We start from the raw sequence: 19,148 nt of genomic DNA on the forward strand, positions 1-19,148 counted from the left end.
CTGCTTAATCAAGACCGCACAACTCGCGCAGGCGAGCCGTGTCCAGGTGCCGCTCGACCAGATCGGCCAGGCGTTCGATGTCCCGCTCGCGCAGGGCGTGATAGTCCACCTCCTGTACGGCTTCGAGCCCTGCCCAACGCAGCAGCGCGGCACAGGACAGGGGCGACTCGAACAGGCCGTGCAGATAGGTCCCGAGGATTTGCCCGTCGGCGCTGCACGCACCGTCGCAACGCCCATCATCGAGCTGCACCGCCGGCCGCTCCAAAGCCACCCCGGCGGTCACTCCGGCGTGAATCTCGTAGCCACTGATCTCGGCGTTCTCCAGCACCAGGTGACCGCGCACATTGCGCAACTGCTTCTCGCGCTCGAGCTCGGTGCTGAACGCCAGCAGGCCAAGACCGGCACTGGAACCCGCCGGCCCTTCCAGACCCAACGGATCATGCACCTGGTCGCCGAGCATTTGCAGGCCACCACAGATGCCCAGCAGCTTGCCGCCGTAGCGCAGGTGCCGATTGATTGCGGTTTCCCAGCCGTTCTGGCGCAGGTAGGCGAGATCGCTGCGCACGCTTTTCGAGCCGGGCAGGATGATCAGGTCCGCCGGCGGAATCGCCTCGCCGGGGCCGACGAACTGCAGGTCGACCTGGGGATGCAGGCGCAGCGGATCGAAATCGGTGTGGTTGCTGATGCGCGGCAGCACCGGCACCACCACTTTCAGCACCTGGTCGAGTTTGTCGACCTGGCGCCGGTCCAGGCCATCCTCGGCTTCCAGGTGCAGATCCATGACATAGGGCAACACGCCGATCACCGGTTTGCCGGTGCGCGCCTCCAGCCAGTCGAGCCCCGGTTGCAACAAGGCGATGTCGCCGCGAAAACGGTTGATGATGAAACCCTTGACCCGCGCCTGCTCGCTCGGCGACAGCAGTTCCAGGGTACCCACCAGATGAGCGAACACGCCGCCGCGGTTGATGTCCGCGATCAGCAGCACCGGACAGTCCACCGCCTCGGCGAAGCCCATGTTGGCGATGTCGCCGGCGCGCAGGTTGATCTCCGCCGGTGAACCGGCACCTTCGACCATCACCACCGGGTAATCGCGGCTCAGCCGTTGGTGCGAAGCCAGCACCGCCTGCATGGCGATGGCCTTGTAGTCGTGATAGGCGACGGCGTTCATGGTGGTCACGGCACGGCCATGGACGATCACCTGGACCCCGGTGTCGCTGTTGGGCTTGAGCAGCACCGGGTTCATGTCGGTATGCGGCTGCAGGCCCGCGGCCTGGGCCTGGACCGCCTGGGCCCGGCCGATCTCGCCACCGTCGGCGGTCACGGCGCTGTTGAGCGCCATGTTCTGCGGCTTGAACGGCACGACGCCAACGCCCTGGCGGGTCAGCCAGCGGCACAGGGCTGTCACCAGCGTACTCTTGCCGGCGTCCGAAGTGGTGCCCTGGACCATCAGGGTGCTCATGGGTGCTCCTCGTTATAGGCCTTGAATGCCTGCTCCAGACGCAACCAGCCAGCCTCGTCGGGTGGCAGGCCAAAACGCAGGCTGCTGTTCTGGACGAACAGGCGCAGCAGGATCCCGCGTTGCGCCATGAATTCATGCAGGTGTTCGGCGCGGGTGGTGATCAACCACTGGAACAACGCACAGCCGCCCTGCGGGGCGAAGCCCTGTTCGCTCAGCAGGGCCACCAGGCGCTGGCTGGCCTGCTCCGTGCGCTGCCGCTGCCGGGCGTGGCCATCACGGTCGGCCAGGCACACCTGCCCCAGCACCCGCGTCGGGCCGGCCACGGCCCAGGGTCCGACCTGCTCGGCCAGCAGCTTGAGCAGCTTGCGCTCAGCCAGGACGAATCCCAGGCGCACACCGGCCAGACCGAAGAACTTGCCGAACGAACGCAACACGATCAAACCGACCTTGTGGGTGTACGCCGCCAGGCTCTGTTGCGGCGTGTTGTCCATGAACGCTTCATCGACCACCAGCCACCCCCCACGCTGGGCCAGCCGGGCATGCCACTCCAGCAACTGTTCGGCTGAAAGCCGCAGGCCCGTGGGGTTGTTCGGGTTGACCACGACCAGTACGTCGAGGCTGTCGAGAAAGAAGTCGATCTCATGCTCCAGCACTTCGCGCACGATGTAGCCATTGCGACGCCAGGCTTCGGCATGTTCGGCATAACAGGGCGAAAGCACGCCGACCTTGCCGGTCCGGCGCAGTTGCGGCAGGGCCTGGATCGCGGCCTGGGAACCGGGCACCGGCAAGGCCAGCGGTGCACCGTAGTAGGCGCTGGCGGCCTGCTCCAGGCCATCGTCGGTTTCCGGCAGGCGCGCCCAGGCACGCTCGGGAATCGCCGGAATCGGCCAGGGCCAGGGCGCGAGACCGCTGGACAGGTCCAGCCAATCCGCCTCGGCAATCCCGTATTGCTCCACCGCCTTGCGCAACCGCCCGCCGTGCTCAAGCATAAAACTCAGCTCCCAGACAGAGAATCAGCAACCACAGCCACACCCCGCGCTGGACCAATTGCCAGCCGCGATCGATCGCGTCGGCATCGGCCACCGGCCCCTCGCCCAACTGCGGACGCTGGTGCAGCTCGCCATGGTAGATCGCCGCGCCGCCCAGCTCGACCCCTAGGGCCCCGGCGCCAGCGGCCATCACCGGCCCGGCATTCGGGCTGTCCCAGGTCGGCCCCTGGGTACGCCAGCACTTGAGCGCCAGCCGGGTCTTGCCCAGCAGAGCGTAGGTCAAGGCCACCAATCGGGCGGGGATATAGTTGAGCAGATCGTCGATCCTGGCCGCCGCCCAGCCGAAACGCTCGAAGCGCTCGTTACGATAGCCCCACATCGCGTCGAGGGTATTGCTCAGCCGGTACAGCACCACGCCAGGCACACCGGCGACGGCAAACCAGAACAGCGCGGCGAAGATCGCATCGCTGCCGTTCTCCAGCACCGACTCGGTCGCCGCACGAGCCACCGCAGCCTCATCCAGCTCCGAGGTCTGGCGGCTGACCAGGTAGCCCACCCGCTGACGCGCCAGTTCCAGGTCGCCACTGCGCAGCGCCTGGGCCACCGGAGCCACGTGCTCGCCCAGGCTGCGCATGCCGAGGGCACAGTAGAGGAACAGGATCTCGACGACCCAGCCGACATAGGGCGCCCACGACAGCGCCGTGGCCAATAGCGTCAGCGGCACCACCGCCAGCACCCAGGCGGTCACGCCATGACTGCGCCAGCCCCGGCCGCCGGAGTTGAAACGTTGTTCGATGCGATCGGCCAGGCGGCCGAACGCCACCAGCGGATGCCAGCGCCTGGGTTCGCCCAGCAGCGCATCCAGCGCAACCCCGGCGACACTCAACAACGCCACACTCATTGACTCACTCCCCAATAGTTCTCATATAACAACTCATTCAACGGACGCGGTTGCGCCCAGCCTTCCAGTACCAGCATGGGTGCCGGGTAGAACTCCTTGACCGGCCCCAGGCACAGCACGGCCAGCGGCTTGGCGCCCACCGGCAGCCCCAGCAGGTCGGCCAGCGCCTGCGGCTCGAACAACGACACCCACCCCATGCCCAGCCCCTCGGCCCTGGAGGCCAGCCAGAGGTTCTGGATCGCGCAGGACAGCGACGCCATGTCCATCTCCGGCAACGTCCGGCGACCGAAGATATGCCGCTCGCGCCCGTCCATCAGCGCCGCCACCAGCACCTCGGCGCAATCATTGATGCCCTCGACCTTCAACTTCATGAATTCGTCGGAGCGCTCGCCCAGGGCCTCGGCGGTCCGCACCCGCTCCTCTTCCACCAACTGCCGGATCCGCCCGCGCAGGGCACGGTCGCTGATCCGGATGAACCGCCAGGGCTGCATCAGCCCGACGCTGGGCGCCTGGTGCGCCGCCTCCAGCAACCGCGCCAGCAATTCTGGCGCCACCGCGCCCCCGGCAAAATGGCGCATGTCACGCCGCTCGGCGATGGCCCGGTAGACGGCCTCGCGTTCCTCTAGGGAAAAAACCTTGTCTGTCATTGCCTCTACGCAGTGCCTGCGCCCACTTCGAAAGTGCCGGCCCTGGCATGATCAGGCGTGCAATCCCGCAGTTGCGGCGCCAACAGCGCAGCAACTGCCTGGGGATTGGACGGAAAATAGAAATGCACATAGGAAGCGGTCGTACGCCCCTGACGATAGACCGCCTCGGCGCCTCGGCCACCATTGGGGCTCTGCCCACGGGCAATCGGCGTCAGATCGGTGCTGGTCAACGAATGGTGATACGTATGGCCGCGCAGCGATCCTTCCGGCAACTCCACGGCCTGCAGGGCCAGCGCGGCCAGGCGCTTCTGCATCACCGCCTCGCCCGCCAGCAGCCCGAGCAGTTCGGCGCGCTGGCCGTCGACATCGGTCAACGCTTCGAGCAGGTAGAGCATGCCGCCACATTCGGCGAGCAGCGGCTTGCCCGCGGCGTGGTGCGCTCGGATCGCCGCCAGCATCGGCTGGTTCTGCGCCAGCGCCAGGTGGTGCAGCTCCGGGTAGCCACCCGGCAGGTACAGGCTGTCGACCTCGGGTAACGCGCTGTCGTGGATCGGCGAGAAGAAATGCAGCTCGGCGCCCAGCGCCCGCAGCAGATCCAGGTTGGCACCGTAGATGAAGGCAAAGGCCTCATCGTGGGCGACGGCGATACGCACGCCGGCCAACAGCGGTTCGACGCTGGCAGAGGGCGGTGCCGCAAATTCGACTGGCGGCGGCAGCGCGACTTCGCAACTGGCCCCCAGGGCCTCGGCAGCGACATCGAGGCGCCGATCGAGGTCATTCAGCTCGCTGGCCTGGACCAGCCCAAGGTGGCGGCTCGGCAGCTCGATCCCGGTTTCGCGGGAGAGCGCGCCGTACCAGCGCAGGCCTTCGGTCAGGCTGCCTTCGAGCAATTGCGCATGGCGCACGGTACCGACCCGGTTCGCCAGCACCCCGGCAAACGGCAGGTCCGGCTGGTAGCGCGCCAGTCCCAGGGCCAGGGCACCGAAGGTCTGGGCCATGGCCGTACCGTCGATCACCGCCAATACCGGCACGCCGAAATGCCGCGCCAGGTCGGCACTCGACGGCGTCCCGTCGAACAGCCCCATGACGCCTTCGATCAGGATCAGGTCGGCCTCGCCCGCCGCTTCCCAGAGCAGCCGGCGGCTTTCCTCGGCACCGACCATCCACAGGTCGAGCTGGTACACCGGCGCGCCACTGGCGCGTTCGTGAATCATCGGGTCGAGGAAGTCCGGGCCACACTTGAACACCCGGACCGTGCGCCCCTGGTTACGGTGCAGGCGCGCCAGGGCTGCCGTCACCGTGGTCTTGCCCTGGCCGGAAGCCGGCGCGGCAATCAGCACCGCCGGGCAATGACGCGCCTGACTCATAGCTCGATGCCTTTCTGTGCCTTGATCCCGGCCTGGAACGCATGCTTGAGCAAGCCCATCTCGGTGACGGTATCGGCCAGGTCGATCAGCTCCGGCTTGGCGCCACGACCGGTCACCAGCACATGCTGCATCGGCGGACGGGCCTGCAGGTCACTCAGCACCTGGTCCAGATCCAGATAGCCGTGCTTGAGGGCGATGTTCAGCTCGTCGAGCACTACCAGCCCGATCTCCGGATTGGCGAGCATTTCCCGGGACACCGCCCAGGCGGCTTCGGCGGCGGCGATGTCACGCTGGCGGTCCTGGGTCTCCCAGGTAAAGCCCTCGCCCATCACATGGAAACGCACCTGCTCGGGGAAGCGGCGGAAAAACAGCTCCTCGCCGGTACTGTTGCGGCCCTTGATGAACTGCACCACGCCGCACTGCATACCGTGGCCCATGGCCCGGGCGAGCATGCCGAAGGCCGAGCTGCTCTTGCCCTTGCCGTTGCCGGTCAGCACCAGCAACAGGCCGCATTCGTTCGGGGCATTGGCGATACGCTCGTCGATCACCGCCTTCTTGCGCTGCATGCGGGCCAGGTGGCGTTCGTCGCGTTCGGGGGACTCGTTCATGGCAGCTCTCCGTTGGGGCTGGATAAGGCAAACGGCGGGCAGACGGAGGCACGGCCAAGGCCGTCCAGCATCGCCCACCGTGATGCTGTGGAATGGATCAGGCCGGTCTCCGGACTCATGAGCGGCGCGAACGCGGGACCGCGCACCTTCCCATGCCATCGGCACAGTGGCGAAAAGCGCAGCCTTGACTCATTTACCGTTGCGGGGGCAGTGCCGGGATCGCACCTGCCTGAGGGCTCACCGGCTTCCCTGTTTCACTCTGTCGACGCCAGGTCACAGAGCACCTGAAACAAACCGCGAAGGTTAGAGGGTTGGGGGTGGAGCGTCAATTGAAGCCGACCGTCTGTACCCGATGGCCAGGGGTATTAACCGGCGAAATGGGGCCTGCGAGGAAAACTCATTTCTCGCGATGGTCCGCGTGGGAATAACGTATCCCGACAGTAAAGAAACAAGAGCGCCAGCATGAGGACTCAGCCATGCCTGAAGTCGTTCCGATCCTGTCACTGCTGGGCGGTGCCGCGCTGCTGGGTGTCGCACCGGTCATCGTCAAGACATTGCCCTTTGAAGCCGAGGTTTCGGCGTTCTATCGGGTCCTGCTGGCAGTCCCATTCATGTTGCTGTTCTGTGCACTGGCACCCACACAACTGTCGCGCCTCCCCAGAACCGGGCGTTTCTACAGTCTGACCCTGCTGGCAATAGTGCTCTTTAGCGCCGACCTGGCGGTGATGCATCTGGCGATCAGATATACCGATGTCGCTATCGCTAGCCTGCTGACCAATTGCGCACCGTTTTTTGTCGTACTGATGGGTACGGTCGGTATTATCGACAAACCCAGGAAAATCGAATTGCTGTGCCTGTTGCTAGCCATCACCGGCCTGTACGTGCTGTGCATCAAAGAAAAACCCATAAGCCGTGATCATGCGGGAGAAGCCCTTGCTCTGCTGGCCGCATTCTTTTACGCAGCCTATATAGTGAGCATCAAGAAAGTCAGGCAATACGAGTGCACGCCGACCTCGATCATGCTGCTGATCACGACCGGCTGCAGCCTGCTGCTATTTCCGCTGTTCATCATGTCAGGCGCTCCGCTCCCCCATGAGCTCTCGACTTGGGCGCTGCTGCTGGCCCTGGCACTGTGTGGTCAGGTGTTCGGACAGTTGCTAGTGACCCTGGCCCTGAAAAGACTCGCGGCCTCGTTCAGCTCGTTGATACTGCTCTTGCAGCCGGTGGTTGCTACAGCGCTGTCCTGGTCCTTACTCGACGAAGTGCTCACGACCACCCAGCTATCAGGCATGACAATCATATTGCTGGCCATCACCGCCAGCTCCCTGTCTTCCGGCCAAACGAAACAGCAGGGATCTACGCGCGCCTGAAAAGGAATATCCCGACACGAATGCCGGCAAACGAGCACTGACAATCGGAAAAGAGTGGCGAAGGATAACCTCTCATCCACTGAAAACCTCTCGTGATGAAATTCATCAATATCGATATGGATCTGCTCAGGGCGCTGGTATGCGTCAGCGATACCCGAGGCTTTACCCAGGCCGCCAAGAAGCTTTTTCGCACACAATCGGCCATTAGCCTGCAGATAAAGAAACTGGAGCGACTCACCGACCGGCAATTAGTGGAACGAGGAAAAGAGATACGCCTGACACCAGCCGGACTGAAGGTCCATGAGTACGCCTTGAAGATACTCGAACTCAATGACGAGCTGATCAGCTCGGTGGCCAACGAGCACATACCGCTGCGCGTCAGGATCGGCCTGCCCGAACTGCATGATCAGCAGCTCATCGAGAAAATGCTCGACAGCATCGACTCATTCAATGCCCAGTACTCATTTCTGAGCGACGGCAGCGAAAATTTATCGAACATGGTCGACTGCCATCTGCTGGATATCGCCGTCCTTCTGCGGAGCGAACCGAACGGCGAGCAGGCTATCGGCAAGATTCCCATGAGCTGGGTGTCGACCCGCGATTCACGACTACACCTAGACAACAACGTTGCCCTGGCGCTGCCCGCTCCGGGCAGCGCCATTCGCCGGGCGGCACAAAAGGCCCTGGAGGATCAGGGCAGGCACTTCAGTATCCTCTGTACCGCCCACGACCTCATCCCACTGAAGGCCGCCATCGCCGCCGGCAAGGCCATCGGGGTCCTGCCAACCGGTAGCGTCCCCTGCGATCTGCGCATTCTCGACAGCGGAGAGCTCCCAGCCCTCCCCCAGCTGCATCTGTGTACCAAAGTCTCGTCCCAAGCCAGCCCGGCCGTATACAAAATCGCCGCCCACATGACCGGAATCCTGGCACTGGGGTTGACTGCCTGACATCAGGATTGAACCTGCACCGAATCGACCTCTCTACTGCTGGACACACATGCACTGACGGAGATTCAGCATGTTCCAGCAGAAATACGCCCTGATCATTCTGCTCGCCAGCGGATTGGCTGCCTGTGGCGAGAGCTCAACCCTGTCGGTGGCCGAAGGCACCGGTCCCTCGCCGAAGCTCCCGGAACCGAACAAGACCCTGCTCCCGACGATGAACATCGCCCCGGCCATCGGCTGGCCTGACGGCACCCGGCCCATGGCGGCCACCGGCACCCAGGTCAACGCGTTTGCCGAGAAGCTGGACCACCCGCGCTGGCTGTACGTCCTGCCCAACGGCGATGTGCTGGTTGCCGAAACCAATGCGCCGCCCAAGCCCGATGACAGCCAGGGCATTCGCGGCTGGATCGCCAGCAAGGTGATGAGCCGCGCCGGCGCCGGCGTGCCCAGCGCCAATCGCATCACCCTGCTGCGCGACGCCAATCACGACGGGGTCGCGGAAACCCGCACGACGTTCATCGAAGGCCTCAATTCCCCGTTCGGCATGGCGCTGGTCGGCAATGACCTGTACGTGGCCGACACCGACGCCCTGCTGCGCTTCCACTACGAGGAAGGCGACATCACCATCGGTACTGCACCGCAGAAGGTCGTCGACCTGCCCGGCGGCACCCTCAACCATCACTGGACCAAGAACGTGATCGCCAGCCGCGATGGTCGCAAGCTCTACGTCACCGTCGGCTCCAACAGCAACGTCGGCGAAAATGGCCTGGACAAGGAAGAGGGCCGCGCGGCGATCTGGGAGGTCGACCCGGCGAGCGGCAAGCACCGGATCTTCGCCTCCGGCCTGCGCAACCCCAATGGCCTGGCCTGGGAGCCGCAGAGCGGGGCGCTGTGGACAGCGGTCAACGAACGCGACGAGATCGGCAGCGACCTGGTGCCGGACTACATCACCTCGGTGAAGGACGGCGCCTTCTATGGCTGGCCCTACAGCTACTACGGGCAGCATGTGGATGTCCGGGTGTCGCCGGCGGATCCGGCGATGGTCGCCAAGGCCATCGCCCCCGACTACGCCGTCGGCCCGCATACCGCCTCCCTCGGGTTGACGTTCGCCCAGGGCAGCCGGTTGCCGACGCCGTTCACCCAGGGTGCCTTCATCGGCCAGCACGGCTCGTGGAACCGCAAGCCCCACAGCGGCTACAAGGTGATCTTCGTGCCGTTCGCCGACGGCAAGCCGAGCGGCCAACCGGTGGACGTACTGAGCGGTTTTCTCGACAAGGATGAAAATGCCATGGGCCGACCGGTAGGCGTGGTGATCGATCGCCAGGGCGACCTGCTGGTGGCGGACGACGTCGGCAACAAGGTCTGGCGTGTGTCACCAACCAAGCGCTAGCGCTTGCGGCAAAGCGTCAGGCCGTCGCCCACGGGCAGCAGTGACAGGTCGACCCGCGCGTCATCCTTCAAGGCCCGGTTCAGGGCCTGGATGGCCCGGGTGTCCTCGCTTTGCGCTGCCACTTCCAACACCCGTCCACTCCACAGGGTATTGTCGAAAATCGCCAGGCCACCGGTACGCAGCAGGCGCAGGGCACTCTCCAGGTAATGCGGATAATTGGCCTTGTCGGCATCGATGAACACCAGGTCGAAGGATCCGCCCTGCCCCTGACGCTCCAGCTCGGCCAGGGTGTCGAGGGCTGGCGCCAGGCGCAACTCGATGCGCTCGGCCAATCCAGCCTCGCGCCAGTAGCGCAGGGCCGTGGCGTTGTAGTCGCCAGGGATGTCACAGCACAGCAGCGAGCCCTCGGCCGGCAGCGCCGAAGCCATGCACAAGGCGCTGTAGCCGGTGAAGGTGCCGACCTCGAGCACGCGCCGGGCGCCGGTCAGGCTGACCAGCAGGGCGAGGAACTGGCCCTGCTCGGGGGCCACCTGCCAGCGCGCCATGGGCAACGCCTGGGTTTCCTCGCGCAGGCGCCGCAACAGCGGCGTCTCGCGCAGGGACACCTCCAGCAGATAACTGTAGAGGGCATCGTCGAGCTTCAGGGTGCGAGCGGTCATGACAACCTCGCGCAATCTGCCGGAGGGTTAGGGATTTCGCGCCAGGTGTTCGGCCGGCAGCACGCGCTTGGCATTCAGGTAGGCGCGTTGCCAATAGGCCTTGGACAAGCTGTCCAGCTTGACCGTGCCACCCGTGGCCGGGGCATGGACGAAACGCCCCTCACCCACGTAGATCCCCGCGTGACTGACCTGGGAGCCGCCATTGGTGGCGAAGAAGATCAGGTCGCCGGTCTGCAAGGCGTCCTGCGACACGTCGGGGGCGCGCATCACGATCATTTCACGGGTCGAACGCGGCAGGTTGATACCGGCCATGTCACGGTACACGTAGCTGATCAGGCCGCTGCAATCAAAACCGGAGTCCGGGGTATTGCCCCCCCAGCGATAGGGCGTGCCGACCAGACCCAACGCACGGAACAGCACGTCGTCGGCTTCCTGCGAGCTGGGCTGTGGCGAGGCGAACACCACGGGACGGGCCACCGGGGCCGGCGCGGGCGGTGGATGGCTGGCACAGGCACCGAGCAGTGCGGTGAGGGCAACGAGGGCGATGCGGGCCGAGATCGACATATGCAGAAATCCTGACTGAATGTGGCTTGCTCTGCCATGGCGTGGAGAAACCAAAACCGCGCAAGCAGAACTTGCACGGTCAGGCACTCAACAATAAGTCAGGATTCTAGCGCTTACGCGCCAAACTTCAAGTATCACTTTAACTTCGGACGTTTTTTGTACAATCCGGCTACCCATGAAGCTTAGCAGCTTGCACGCGGGCCACCAGCGGTGCCCCCGATACGTTCGAGTGTTTACTTGTTGCTGGCAGTAACGGTGGTAGGAGCCATCGCCAAGGCACGCTTGGCCTCGATGAAGGTCTTGCTCCAGTAGCTGTCACCCAGGCTGTCGACCCGCACACCGCCACTGCGACGGCTGCTGGAGTGGATGAACTGGTCATCACCCAGGTAGATACCGGCATGGCTGACGCGACCGCGACGACCATTGGTGGCGAAGAACAGCAGATCGCCCGGCTTGAGCTTGTTGCGAGCAACCAGCGGCGCCTTCACGTTGATCATCTCACGCGTGGAGCGTGGCAGGTCCAGACCGGCTTCCTCACGGAACAGGTAGCCGATGAAGCCACTGCAATCAAAGCCGGAACTCTCGTTGGTACCACCGAAACGGTAACGGGTACCGATCAGCGACATACCGCGCTCGAGAATGCTGTCGGCCAGCACGGGCAACTGGTAAGGCTTGCTGTCGGAGAACTCGGCGAGTTCTTTTTCAGTAGCCAGTTCATCATCCAGCACTGTGGAGGATTTGACGCCAGAAACCGAAGCGGTTTTGGCCGAATTTTCTACCTGCTGTTGCGAAACTGGCGTATGCGCCGCGCAACCAAAAAGCAAGGTAACGAGTGCGAGAGGCACGAGGGGTGCGAAGCGATTTAGCATGGGCACGACCGTGGCTGAGTTTGTTAGAAGGTGCGACTATGCCTTCTATCACCCTCATTTGCAAATTTTATGAGGCAATTTGTGACTCAGACGTATCTTGAAAACATCTAAGGCCTTAATACCCGAACGTCTCGCGCACGCCTGAAAATTGACTTCAGCGTGTATTTTGCTGCGCCTGAATTTTGACAAAAAGACCCTGCAGCCCTTGATAATACGGGGCCTTGCCGGTGTTTTACCAGCCCAGGGTTTCCTTCAGGAAGGGGATCGTCAGCTTGCGCTGGGCCTGCAGGGAGGCTTGATCGAGGCGCTCGAGCAATTCGAACAGCGCACTCATGCTGCGAGTACCACGAGTCAGGATGAAATGCCCTACTTCGTCGGTCAGGTGCAACCCACGCCTTGAAGCACGCAGTTGCAAAGCACGCAGTTTGTCCTCATCGGAAAGCGGACGCATCTGGAAGATCAGCGCCAGGGTCAGTCGCGACTTGAGGTCCGCCAGTTTCACCGGCAACTCACGGGGCGAGGTGGATGCGGCGATCAGCAGGCGCCGACCGCTGTCGCGCAGACGGTTGAACAGGTGAAACAGCGCCTCTTCCCAGTCTGCCCGACCGGCGACCACTTGCAGGTCGTCCAGGCAGACCAGTTCGTACTGCTCGAGGTTGTCCAGCAGCTCGACCCCACGGTCCATCAACTCGGCCAGCGGCAGGTAGACCGCCGGCTCGCCCATCTGCTCGAAACGCAGGCACGCCGCCTGCAACAGGTGGGTACGTCCCACGCCGTGCTTGCCCCACAGATAGATCAGGCTTTCGGTCCACCCGGCGTCGGCTTCGCAGAGGCGCTCGACATAGCCGAGTGCAGCGGCATTGGCGCCTGGGTAGTAGTTGATGAAGGTAGCGTCATCCCGTAGACGCACACCTAGGGGCAGCTGAATCGGTTTCATGCTGACTGAACAGTTCCCGGGAACCGTTAGTGGCCTCTGTGTAAAGTCTGCAAAGTTTATACCCGTGACGCCGGGCGCACAATGCAGCAGACCACAAGCAAAATCAAAGGTTTGCGTGATCCAACGGAAAGAATCGTCAAAACTTGCACGACAACGGAGGGTGCCAGCCGGCGAATGATGGCACTCGCCGGCTCGAGGCCGCCCCTACGGGCAGCCTCTTAAAAAAACACCCGCCCCGATTATGGGGAAGGCATCACAGATCGGGATCTTCCTGGCCGCCGTACAGGTCCGAATCCTTGTACAGGTCATGGACATGTCGCACCAGCACCATGATCACCGCTGCCACCGGCAGCGCCAGCAACACGCCAGTGAAGCCGAACAGCTCGCCACCGGCTAGGATCGCGAAGATCACCGCGACCGGATGCAGGCCGATGCGGTCCCCGACCAGCAACGGCGTCAGGACCATCCCTTCCAGGGCCTGGCCAACCATGAACACCGCCACGATACCGATCATCGGGTACAGCTCGCCGCCAAACTGGAACAGCCCGGCGGTGATCGCCGCGCCAATCCCGATCACGAAACCCATGTAGGGCACGATGGCCGCGAGCCCCGCCAACAGGCCAATCAACAGCCCGAGTTCCAGCCCGACCAGCATCAGGCCACCGGCATAGATCCCGCCGAGCGCGAGCATCACCAGCAATTGTCCACGCACGAAAGCCCCAAGCACGTCATGGCACTCACCCGCCAGCGCGACGATGCGTTCCTCCTGCTGGCGAGGCAACAGGCTGCGGATCTTGGCCATCATCAAGTCCCAGTCACGCAGCAGATAGAAGCTCACCACCGGGATCAGCACCAGGTTGGCCAGCCAGCCCATCAGCGCCAGACCGGATGCCGTGGCCTGGGCCAGCACCACACCAACGATGTCGGTGGTCTGGCCCATGTGCTCGCTGATGGCCGCCTTGACCTTGTCGAACTTCCAAAAGCCATCCGCCAGGCCGAACTTGTGCTGCGCCCAGGGCATCGCCGTATGCTGCAGCCAGTCGAGCACCTGCGGTGCCAACTCGTAGAGGCGCACCAACTGCTTGGCGAGCATCGGTACCAGCACCAGCAGCAAGGTCATCAGGATCAGGGTGAACAGGGCAAATACCGTCACCACGCCCCAGGTTCGCGACAGGCCGAATTTCTCCAGCCGGTCGACCACCGGGTCGAACAGGTAGGCCAACAGTATCCCTACCAGGAACGGCGAAAGGATCGGGTGCAGCAGGTACAGCAGCAAACACAGCACAACCGCCGCGCCAAGCCAAATCCATCGGCGAATGTCAGTCATGGACGATTTCCAGCCTTATATATAGAAGAGAAATGAATTACCAACGGAAACGCAGCTGTGGCGTGGCTACCGGCGCAGCCGGAGCCGTACTGGTCGCCGCGGGATCGCTGCTCGACGGTGCGGCCGGTGCGGGAGCTTGGCCCGGCGGGACCTCCTGCAACTTCGCCAGCCCCAGCTGCGCCCGCAACTGCTCGGCGCTGCCGCTGACCTGGTAGACGATGCGATCACCTTCCACACTCACCGGCCGCCCACCGAACGGCTCGAGCAGACGTTCCAGGGCCGCGTAATGCTCCAGGGTCATGCCCTGCACTTCCAGCAACTGCTCCGTGGCCAAGCCGGGCTTGACCACGAAACGTGGCGCCAGGCGCTCGCTCACCGCGAGCAGCACCGCATCGGCCAGCGCCGCGGTGTCCGCGCCCTGCACCGTGCCCTGCTCCTTCTGGTCGCCCAGCCACAGGCGCCACTTGGCTTCCCATTGCGCACCGTTCTGGCGGGCATGCACCGCCAGCAGGGCATCGGCAGCGTAACGCTCGGACGCGGCCTGCAGGGGCGAGGCGTCGGAGCCTTCGAGGTTCTTCGCGGTAGCGACGAGCTGTTCTTCCAAATCGGCCATCGGCAGGCGCAGTGGCAGGCCGCGATGCTGCGCCGCCCGGCGCAACGGCTCGGCCGCCGACTGGCCGTCACCCACCAGGCTCGAGCCCTCGGTGGAATCGCTCAGCCACCAGCCGAGAATCGCCGGCCGGTTGCTGCCCCACAATGACAGCCCAGCACCACGCAGGGCGCGATCGGTGCTCACCGGGTCGAAATCCACCTGCAGGCTCTCGGGCGGCCCGGCATCGTAGCCATACTGGCTGATGATCTGCTGCGGATCCTTGCGCACCTCGGCCAGGCCGGCACTCTGCGCAGCCTTGGGGTCGCCGGTCAGGCGCAGCACCAGGGTCTCCAGCGCACGCTGGGTGGCCTGGTTGCGCTCATCGGGGGACTGGCTGCTGACCGGCTCGCGCACCTGGTACAGATTGTTGAGGGTTTGGGCATGGATCGCCAGGCTCAACAAGGACAGGCAACCGGCACTCAGTAACTTGAACAAACGCATGGAAAATTCCCGACAGGCAGAAAACGGCTTGAACGACCGCATGAATACAAAGGGACAGGCGTGTGACCACAGCGCAGTGCCATCATTCATACCATCACGAAAGTTTTTCCGCTGTCATAAAGATAGCGGCTGAAGAAGCTATACCTTATACAGCCGCGCCCGATGCAGCCAGCGCCGCCAACCACGGATTTTTTCGCGGATATCGCCCTGCCCGTCGGCCCGAGGATGGCCGCTGCTGCTCAAGCCTGATAAAATCGCGCGCCTTCGCAGACCGGCAATGCCGGACAACTGAAAAGCACGACTTGCGTTCGTCTTTGCGGTGGTTCCGTCTTTCCCGGTCGATACCCCAAGAATCCCCCCTATAGGCCTGGATCATGAGCAAGCAACCCTCCCTGAGCTACAAGGACGCCGGTGTAGACATCGACGCCGGTGAAGCATTGGTCGAACGCATCAAAGGCGTGGCCAAGCGTACTGCGCGTCCGGAAGTCATGGGCGGCCTGGGCGGTTTCGGCGCCCTCTGCGAGATCCCGGCCGGTTACAAGCAGCCGGTTCTGGTCTCCGGTACCGATGGCGTCGGCACCAAGTTGCGCCTGGCACTGAACCTGAACAAGCACGACAGCATCGGCATCGACCTGGTGGCCATGTGCGTGAACGACCTGGTGGTCTGCGGCGCCGAGCCACTGTTCTTCCTCGACTACTACGCCACCGGCAAGCTCAATGTCGACACCGCCGCCCAGGTGGTCACCGGCATCGGCGCTGGCTGCGAACTGTCCGGCTGCTCCCTGGTCGGCGGTGAAACCGCTGAAATGCCAGGCATGTACGAAGGCGAAGACTACGACCTGGCCGGCTTCTGCGTCGGCGTGGTGGAAAAATCGGAAATCATCGACGGCTCGAAAGTCGCCACCGGTGACGCCCTGATCGCCCTGCCATCCTCCGGCCCGCACTCCAACGGCTACTCGCTGATCCGCAAGATCATCGAAGTCTCCGGTGCCGACATCGAGAACACCCAGCTCGACGGCAAGCCACTGACCGACCTGCTGATGGCGCCAACCCGCATCTACGTCAAGCCGCTGCTCAAGCTGATCAAGGAAACCGGCGCGGTCAAGGCCATGGCCCACATCACGGGTGGCGGCCTGCTGGACAACATCCCGCGCGTCCTGCCAGCCGGTGCCCAGGCCGTCATCGACGTCGCCAGCTGGCAGCGTCCGGCGGTCTTCGACTGGCTGCAGGAAAAAGGCAACGTCAACGAAACCGAAATGCACCGCGTACTGAACTGCGGCGTCGGCATGGTGATCTGCGTTGCCCAGGAACATGTTGAAAGCGCCCTGAAGGTCCTGAGCGAAGCCGGCGAACAGCCATGGGTCATCGGCCAGATCGCCGTGGCTGCCGAAGGCGCCGCACAGGTCGAGCTGAAGAATCTCAAGGCTCACTGATGTCCGAGCCGATAAGCCCGACCTGCAGCGTCGTGGTGTTGCTGTCGGGCTCCGGCAGCAACTTGCAGGCCCTGATCGATGACGTCCGGACCGGGGGCAACCCGGCCCACATCGCCGCGGTAATCTCCAACCGTGCCGACGCCTACGGCCTGCAACGCGCCAGGGACGCGGGTATCGAAACCCGCTCCCTGGATCACAAGGCCTTCGAAGGCCGCGAAGCCTTCGATGCCGCCCTGATCGAACTGATCGACGCCTTCAATCCGCAACTGGTGGTCCTGGCCGGCTTCATGCGCATTCTCAGCACCGATTTCGTCCGCCACTACCAGGGGCGCCTGCTCAACATCCACCCTTCGCTATTGCCCAAGTACAAGGGCCTGCACACGCACCAGCGCGCCCTGGATGCCGGCGACAGCGAACACGGCTGCAGCGTGCATTTCGTCACCGAGGAACTCGATGGCGGGCCTCTGGTCGTACAGGCTGTGGTTACGGTAGAGTCTGGTGATTCGGCGCAGAGTCTGGCGCAACGGGTGCATACCCAGGAACACAGGATTTACCCACTGGCGGTACGCTGGTTCGCCGAAGGACGCTTGAGCCTTGGCGAGCAGGGTGCCTTGCTGGACGGCCAGTTACTGGCGGCCAGCGGCCATTCGATTCGAACCTAGGAGATTTTATGCGTCGCGCCCTGCTCTTCGCTCTTACCCTGCTCGCCCTGCCCGTGGTGCAGGCGGCGGACCTTCAGCCGTTCTCCGCCAGCTACACCGCAGACTGGAAACAGCTGCCCATGAGCGGTTCGGCCGAACGTAGCCTGAAGAAAAACGACAACGGCACCTGGACCCTGAACTTCAAGGCCTCCATGATGATTGCCAGCCTGACCGAGGAGAGCACCATTCGCCTCGAGAAGGACAAGCTGCTGCCACAGACCTACACCTTCGAGCGTGGTGGCCTGGGCAAGGCCAAGAAGATCAACCTGGACTTCGACTGGGCGAGCAACAAGGTCACCGGCTTCGAAGGCAAGGACTCGGTCAACCTGCCACTGGAAAGCGGCATGCTGGACAAGTCCACCTACCAACTGGCCCTGCAGCGCGACGTCGCCGCCGGCAAGAAGAGCATGAGCTACCGGGTAGCCGAAGGTACCGATACCGACACCTACGACTTCCGCGTGATCGGCCCGGAAAAGGTCCAGACCAAGGCCGGCAGCATCGATGCGATCAAGGTCGAGCGCGTGCGTGATCCAACGCAAAGCAAGCGCATCACCCAGATGTGGTTTGCCAAGGACTGGGGCTACATCCTGGTTGCCCTGCGCCAGGTGGAGACCGACGGCAAGGAGTACAACATCATGCTCCAGGACGGTACCGTCGACGGCAAGACCGTCAAGGGCAACTGAGCCGCACTCCCCTGCTCCACCCGAAGCCTCGCGAAAGCGGGGCTTTTTTCTGCCTCCGGAAAATGGTTCCGCTCCCCTGGGGCGGCTTGATGGCGATTGCATCAGTGCACATACCCGCGAGACCGGTGCGGCAATCGCCAGCAAGCCGACTCCTACAGGAAGGCGCCAGCGGGGCGCCGACAAGATGAAACTTTTGTCATGAAACTCCCAACCCGGAGCAGGAAACCCAATAAAACCGGGGCCTCAGCGATTATTGCAGAATTGACAAAGGTGTATTCGCATTCGAAACGATTTACATAGCAAGCTAATAAATTTTATAAAAAAGTCCTGCGACGCATTGCCGCAGCTCAACAGAAACAGGAGCTTGCAGATGACTGTAAAAGTGACCGAACGCGATGATGCACACATGTCTCATGAAGGCCTGGCAGCCGGTATTCGAATCTGGGATGTACACCAACAGGACCTGCTGGTAGGCATGTTTCACAACGAGGCCGACGCTCAACAATACAAGAGCGAGCTGGAAAACCTCGAAATGAAGCGCCAGGCACAACACTCCTGAAGCCGTAGCCCCGACGGCGCCACCGGCCCACGCAGCCGGCGCTGCCGCCAAAAACAAACCCCGCCTTTCGAGCGGGGTTTGTCGTGTTTACCACATCAGATCGTCAGGGATCTGATAGGCCGCGTACGGATCGTCCTCGTCCGGCACCTGGGTCTCGCTCAGGGCATTGAGCTGGACGATGCGCTCGGGGGCACGCTCCTGGATCTTCAGCGCCGCTTCGCGCGGGATCACCTCGTAACCGCCACCGTGGTGGACGATCGCCAGCGAACCGTTACTGAGCTTGTTGCGCATGAGGTTGTTGACCGACAGGCGCTTGACCTTCTTGTCATCAACGAAGTTGTAGTAGTCCTCGGTCGTCAGCTTGGGCAGGCGCGAGGTTTCGATCAGTTGCTTGACCTGGGCCGCACGGGCCTTGGCCTCGGCTTTTTCCTGCTGCTGGCGGTTCAGCTCCTGGTCACGCTTGACCTTCTCGGCCTGCGCCTCCTGGGCCAGGCGCGCCTGGGTATCGTCAACCTCGGCCTGGCCCTTGTGGACCAGGCGCTGGTGTTTCTGTTTGTCCTTGCTGACCTGCTTGGCCTGCTTTTGATTGACCAGACCTGCCTTGAGCAACTGGTCGCGAAGGGAAAGGCTCATGATGCTTACTCACTT

20 protein-coding genes and 1 riboswitch are annotated in these 19,148 nt (G+C 63.3%); of the genes, 7 read left to right on the forward strand and 13 right to left on the reverse strand.

What is annotated here, in order from left to right:
* Positions 1–4: 4 nt before the first annotated feature.
* Genes HU752_RS25645 through cobO form a run of 6 tightly spaced genes read right to left on the reverse strand, consistent with a single transcriptional unit; the run spans position 5 to position 5,971 of the window.
* The gene (locus tag HU752_RS25645; protein WP_186685198.1) at positions 5–1,459 is read right to left on the reverse strand and encodes a cobyric acid synthase; all 1,455 of its coding nucleotides are present in this window, start codon (positions 1,457–1,459) and stop codon (positions 5–7) included.
* The gene (gene cobD / locus HU752_RS25650; RefSeq protein WP_186685196.1) at positions 1,456–2,448 is read right to left on the reverse strand and encodes a threonine-phosphate decarboxylase CobD; all 993 of its coding nucleotides are present in this window, start codon (positions 2,446–2,448) and stop codon (positions 1,456–1,458) included. The genes HU752_RS25645 and cobD overlap by 4 nt, the downstream gene beginning before the upstream one ends.
* Positions 2,441–3,349, reverse strand: a complete 909-nt coding sequence (gene cbiB, locus HU752_RS25655; RefSeq protein ID WP_186685194.1) for an adenosylcobinamide-phosphate synthase CbiB — start codon at positions 3,347–3,349, stop codon at positions 2,441–2,443. The genes cobD and cbiB overlap by 8 nt, the downstream gene beginning before the upstream one ends.
* Positions 3,346–3,996 carry a 5,6-dimethylbenzimidazole synthase gene (bluB, locus tag HU752_RS25660; RefSeq protein WP_186685192.1) on the reverse strand — a complete coding sequence of 217 codons (651 nt, stop codon included), beginning with the start codon at positions 3,994–3,996 and terminating at the stop codon, positions 3,346–3,348. The genes cbiB and bluB overlap by 4 nt, the downstream gene beginning before the upstream one ends.
* Before the next feature lie 5 nt (positions 3,997–4,001).
* Positions 4,002–5,363: a cobyrinic acid a,c-diamide synthase CobB gene (locus HU752_RS25665; RefSeq protein WP_186685185.1), complete on the reverse strand. Its 1,362-nt coding sequence runs from the start codon at positions 5,361–5,363 to the stop codon at positions 4,002–4,004.
* On the reverse strand, positions 5,360–5,971 hold the full coding sequence (cobO, locus tag HU752_RS25670; protein WP_186685183.1) for a cob(I)yrinic acid a,c-diamide adenosyltransferase: 612 nt from the start codon (positions 5,969–5,971) through the stop codon (positions 5,360–5,362). The genes HU752_RS25665 and cobO overlap by 4 nt, the downstream gene beginning before the upstream one ends.
* A gap of 83 nt (positions 5,972–6,054) precedes the next feature.
* A riboswitch (cobalamin riboswitch) is annotated at positions 6,055–6,274 on the reverse strand.
* Between the two features lie 173 nt (positions 6,275–6,447).
* On the opposite strand from cobO, the gene HU752_RS25675 reads away from it, so the two are divergent.
* The 3 genes from HU752_RS25675 (at position 6,448) to HU752_RS25685 (ending at position 9,675) form a co-directional block, all read left to right on the forward strand.
* Positions 6,448–7,341, forward strand: coding sequence for a DMT family transporter (locus HU752_RS25675; RefSeq protein WP_186685181.1), 894 nt, complete (start codon positions 6,448–6,450; stop codon positions 7,339–7,341).
* A 95-nt stretch (positions 7,342–7,436) separates the two neighbouring features.
* A complete protein-coding gene (locus tag HU752_RS25680; protein ID WP_186685179.1) occupies positions 7,437–8,288 on the forward strand; it encodes a LysR family transcriptional regulator in 852 nt (283 codons plus the stop codon).
* Between the two features lie 70 nt (positions 8,289–8,358).
* Entirely contained in the window at positions 8,359–9,675 is a 1,317-nt protein-coding gene (locus tag HU752_RS25685; RefSeq protein ID WP_186685177.1) for a PQQ-dependent sugar dehydrogenase, read from the forward strand.
* Here HU752_RS25685 and HU752_RS25690 read toward each other — a convergent pair.
* The 6 genes from HU752_RS25690 to HU752_RS25715 form a co-directional block, all read right to left on the reverse strand.
* Positions 9,672–10,334: a class I SAM-dependent methyltransferase gene (locus tag HU752_RS25690; RefSeq protein ID WP_186685175.1), complete on the reverse strand. Its 663-nt coding sequence runs from the start codon at positions 10,332–10,334 to the stop codon at positions 9,672–9,674. The two genes, HU752_RS25685 and HU752_RS25690, sit on opposite strands and share 4 nt — an antisense overlap.
* Positions 10,335–10,361: 27 nt before the next feature.
* Positions 10,362–10,898 carry a C40 family peptidase gene (locus HU752_RS25695; protein WP_186685173.1) on the reverse strand — a complete coding sequence of 179 codons (537 nt, stop codon included), beginning with the start codon at positions 10,896–10,898 and terminating at the stop codon, positions 10,362–10,364.
* 233 nt (positions 10,899–11,131) lie between these two features.
* On the reverse strand, positions 11,132–11,767 hold the full coding sequence (locus tag HU752_RS25700) for a C40 family peptidase (RefSeq protein ID WP_026144897.1): 636 nt from the start codon (positions 11,765–11,767) through the stop codon (positions 11,132–11,134).
* 232 nt (positions 11,768–11,999) lie between these two features.
* Positions 12,000–12,704: a DnaA regulatory inactivator Hda gene (gene hda, locus HU752_RS25705; RefSeq protein WP_017902163.1), complete on the reverse strand. Its 705-nt coding sequence runs from the start codon at positions 12,702–12,704 to the stop codon at positions 12,000–12,002.
* A 253-nt stretch (positions 12,705–12,957) separates the two neighbouring features.
* A complete protein-coding gene (locus tag HU752_RS25710) occupies positions 12,958–14,031 on the reverse strand; it encodes an AI-2E family transporter (RefSeq protein WP_186685171.1) in 1,074 nt (357 codons plus the stop codon).
* 37 nt (positions 14,032–14,068) lie between these two features.
* Positions 14,069–15,124, reverse strand: coding sequence for a DUF2066 domain-containing protein (locus HU752_RS25715; RefSeq protein ID WP_186685169.1), 1,056 nt, complete (start codon positions 15,122–15,124; stop codon positions 14,069–14,071).
* Positions 15,125–15,498: 374 nt separating this feature from the next.
* On the opposite strand from HU752_RS25715, the gene purM reads away from it, so the two are divergent.
* The 4 genes from purM (at position 15,499) to HU752_RS25735 (ending at position 18,500) form a co-directional block, all read left to right on the forward strand.
* Positions 15,499–16,557, forward strand: a complete 1,059-nt coding sequence (gene purM, locus HU752_RS25720) for a phosphoribosylformylglycinamidine cyclo-ligase (RefSeq protein WP_186685167.1) — start codon at positions 15,499–15,501, stop codon at positions 16,555–16,557.
* Positions 16,557–17,219: a phosphoribosylglycinamide formyltransferase gene (gene purN, locus HU752_RS25725; protein WP_189656720.1), complete on the forward strand. Its 663-nt coding sequence runs from the start codon at positions 16,557–16,559 to the stop codon at positions 17,217–17,219. The genes purM and purN overlap by 1 nt, the downstream gene beginning before the upstream one ends.
* 8 nt (positions 17,220–17,227) lie before the next feature.
* Positions 17,228–17,941 (forward strand): DUF3108 domain-containing protein, encoded by a 714-nt coding sequence (locus HU752_RS25730; RefSeq protein WP_186685165.1) that lies wholly within the window; start codon positions 17,228–17,230, stop codon positions 17,939–17,941.
* Between the two features lie 370 nt (positions 17,942–18,311).
* Complete coding sequence (locus HU752_RS25735; RefSeq protein ID WP_186685163.1) at positions 18,312–18,500, forward strand: hypothetical protein; 189 nt, start codon at positions 18,312–18,314, stop codon at positions 18,498–18,500.
* An 87-nt stretch (positions 18,501–18,587) separates the two neighbouring features.
* On the opposite strand, the gene HU752_RS25740 is transcribed toward HU752_RS25735, so the two are convergent.
* Complete coding sequence (locus HU752_RS25740; RefSeq protein ID WP_186685161.1) at positions 18,588–19,133, reverse strand: DUF2058 domain-containing protein; 546 nt, start codon at positions 19,131–19,133, stop codon at positions 18,588–18,590.
* Positions 19,134–19,148: the final 15 nt, after the last annotated feature.

It is taken from the genome of Pseudomonas vanderleydeniana (genome assembly GCF_014268755.2).
Classification (GTDB): Bacteria; Pseudomonadota; Gammaproteobacteria; order Pseudomonadales; family Pseudomonadaceae; genus Aquipseudomonas; species Aquipseudomonas vanderleydeniana.

What these genes read in the sequence shown, in the direction of transcription:
- HU752_RS25715 (WP_186685169.1), bottom strand. Translation starts at nt 15,124, where the DNA reads ATGCGTTTGTTCAAGTTACTGAGTGCCGGTTGCCTGTCCTTGTTGAGC.
- HU752_RS25675 (WP_186685181.1), top strand. Translation starts at nt 6,448, where the DNA reads ATGCCTGAAGTCGTTCCGATCCTGTCACTGCTGGGCGGTGCCGCGCTG.
- HU752_RS25735 (WP_186685163.1), top strand. Translation starts at nt 18,312, where the DNA reads ATGACTGTAAAAGTGACCGAACGCGATGATGCACACATGTCTCATGAA.
- HU752_RS25740 (WP_186685161.1), bottom strand. Translation starts at nt 19,133, where the DNA reads ATGAGCCTTTCCCTTCGCGACCAGTTGCTCAAGGCAGGTCTGGTCAAT.
- purN (WP_189656720.1), top strand. Translation starts at nt 16,557, where the DNA reads ATGTCCGAGCCGATAAGCCCGACCTGCAGCGTCGTGGTGTTGCTGTCG.
- HU752_RS25710 (WP_186685171.1), bottom strand. Translation starts at nt 14,031, where the DNA reads ATGACTGACATTCGCCGATGGATTTGGCTTGGCGCGGCGGTTGTGCTG.
- purM (WP_186685167.1), top strand. Translation starts at nt 15,499, where the DNA reads ATGAGCAAGCAACCCTCCCTGAGCTACAAGGACGCCGGTGTAGACATC.
- HU752_RS25685 (WP_186685177.1), top strand. Translation starts at nt 8,359, where the DNA reads ATGTTCCAGCAGAAATACGCCCTGATCATTCTGCTCGCCAGCGGATTG.
- cobO (WP_186685183.1), bottom strand. Translation starts at nt 5,971, where the DNA reads ATGAACGAGTCCCCCGAACGCGACGAACGCCACCTGGCCCGCATGCAG.
- HU752_RS25695 (WP_186685173.1), bottom strand. Translation starts at nt 10,898, where the DNA reads ATGTCGATCTCGGCCCGCATCGCCCTCGTTGCCCTCACCGCACTGCTC.
- HU752_RS25700 (WP_026144897.1), bottom strand. Translation starts at nt 11,767, where the DNA reads ATGCTAAATCGCTTCGCACCCCTCGTGCCTCTCGCACTCGTTACCTTG.
- HU752_RS25665 (WP_186685185.1), bottom strand. Translation starts at nt 5,363, where the DNA reads ATGAGTCAGGCGCGTCATTGCCCGGCGGTGCTGATTGCCGCGCCGGCT.
- HU752_RS25730 (WP_186685165.1), top strand. Translation starts at nt 17,228, where the DNA reads ATGCGTCGCGCCCTGCTCTTCGCTCTTACCCTGCTCGCCCTGCCCGTG.
- HU752_RS25680 (WP_186685179.1), top strand. Translation starts at nt 7,437, where the DNA reads ATGAAATTCATCAATATCGATATGGATCTGCTCAGGGCGCTGGTATGC.
- bluB (WP_186685192.1), bottom strand. Translation starts at nt 3,996, where the DNA reads ATGACAGACAAGGTTTTTTCCCTAGAGGAACGCGAGGCCGTCTACCGG.
- hda (WP_017902163.1), bottom strand. Translation starts at nt 12,704, where the DNA reads ATGAAACCGATTCAGCTGCCCCTAGGTGTGCGTCTACGGGATGACGCT.
- cobD (WP_186685196.1), bottom strand. Translation starts at nt 2,448, where the DNA reads ATGCTTGAGCACGGCGGGCGGTTGCGCAAGGCGGTGGAGCAATACGGG.
- HU752_RS25645 (WP_186685198.1), bottom strand. Translation starts at nt 1,459, where the DNA reads ATGAGCACCCTGATGGTCCAGGGCACCACTTCGGACGCCGGCAAGAGT.
- HU752_RS25690 (WP_186685175.1), bottom strand. Translation starts at nt 10,334, where the DNA reads ATGACCGCTCGCACCCTGAAGCTCGACGATGCCCTCTACAGTTATCTG.
- cbiB (WP_186685194.1), bottom strand. Translation starts at nt 3,349, where the DNA reads ATGAGTGTGGCGTTGTTGAGTGTCGCCGGGGTTGCGCTGGATGCGCTG.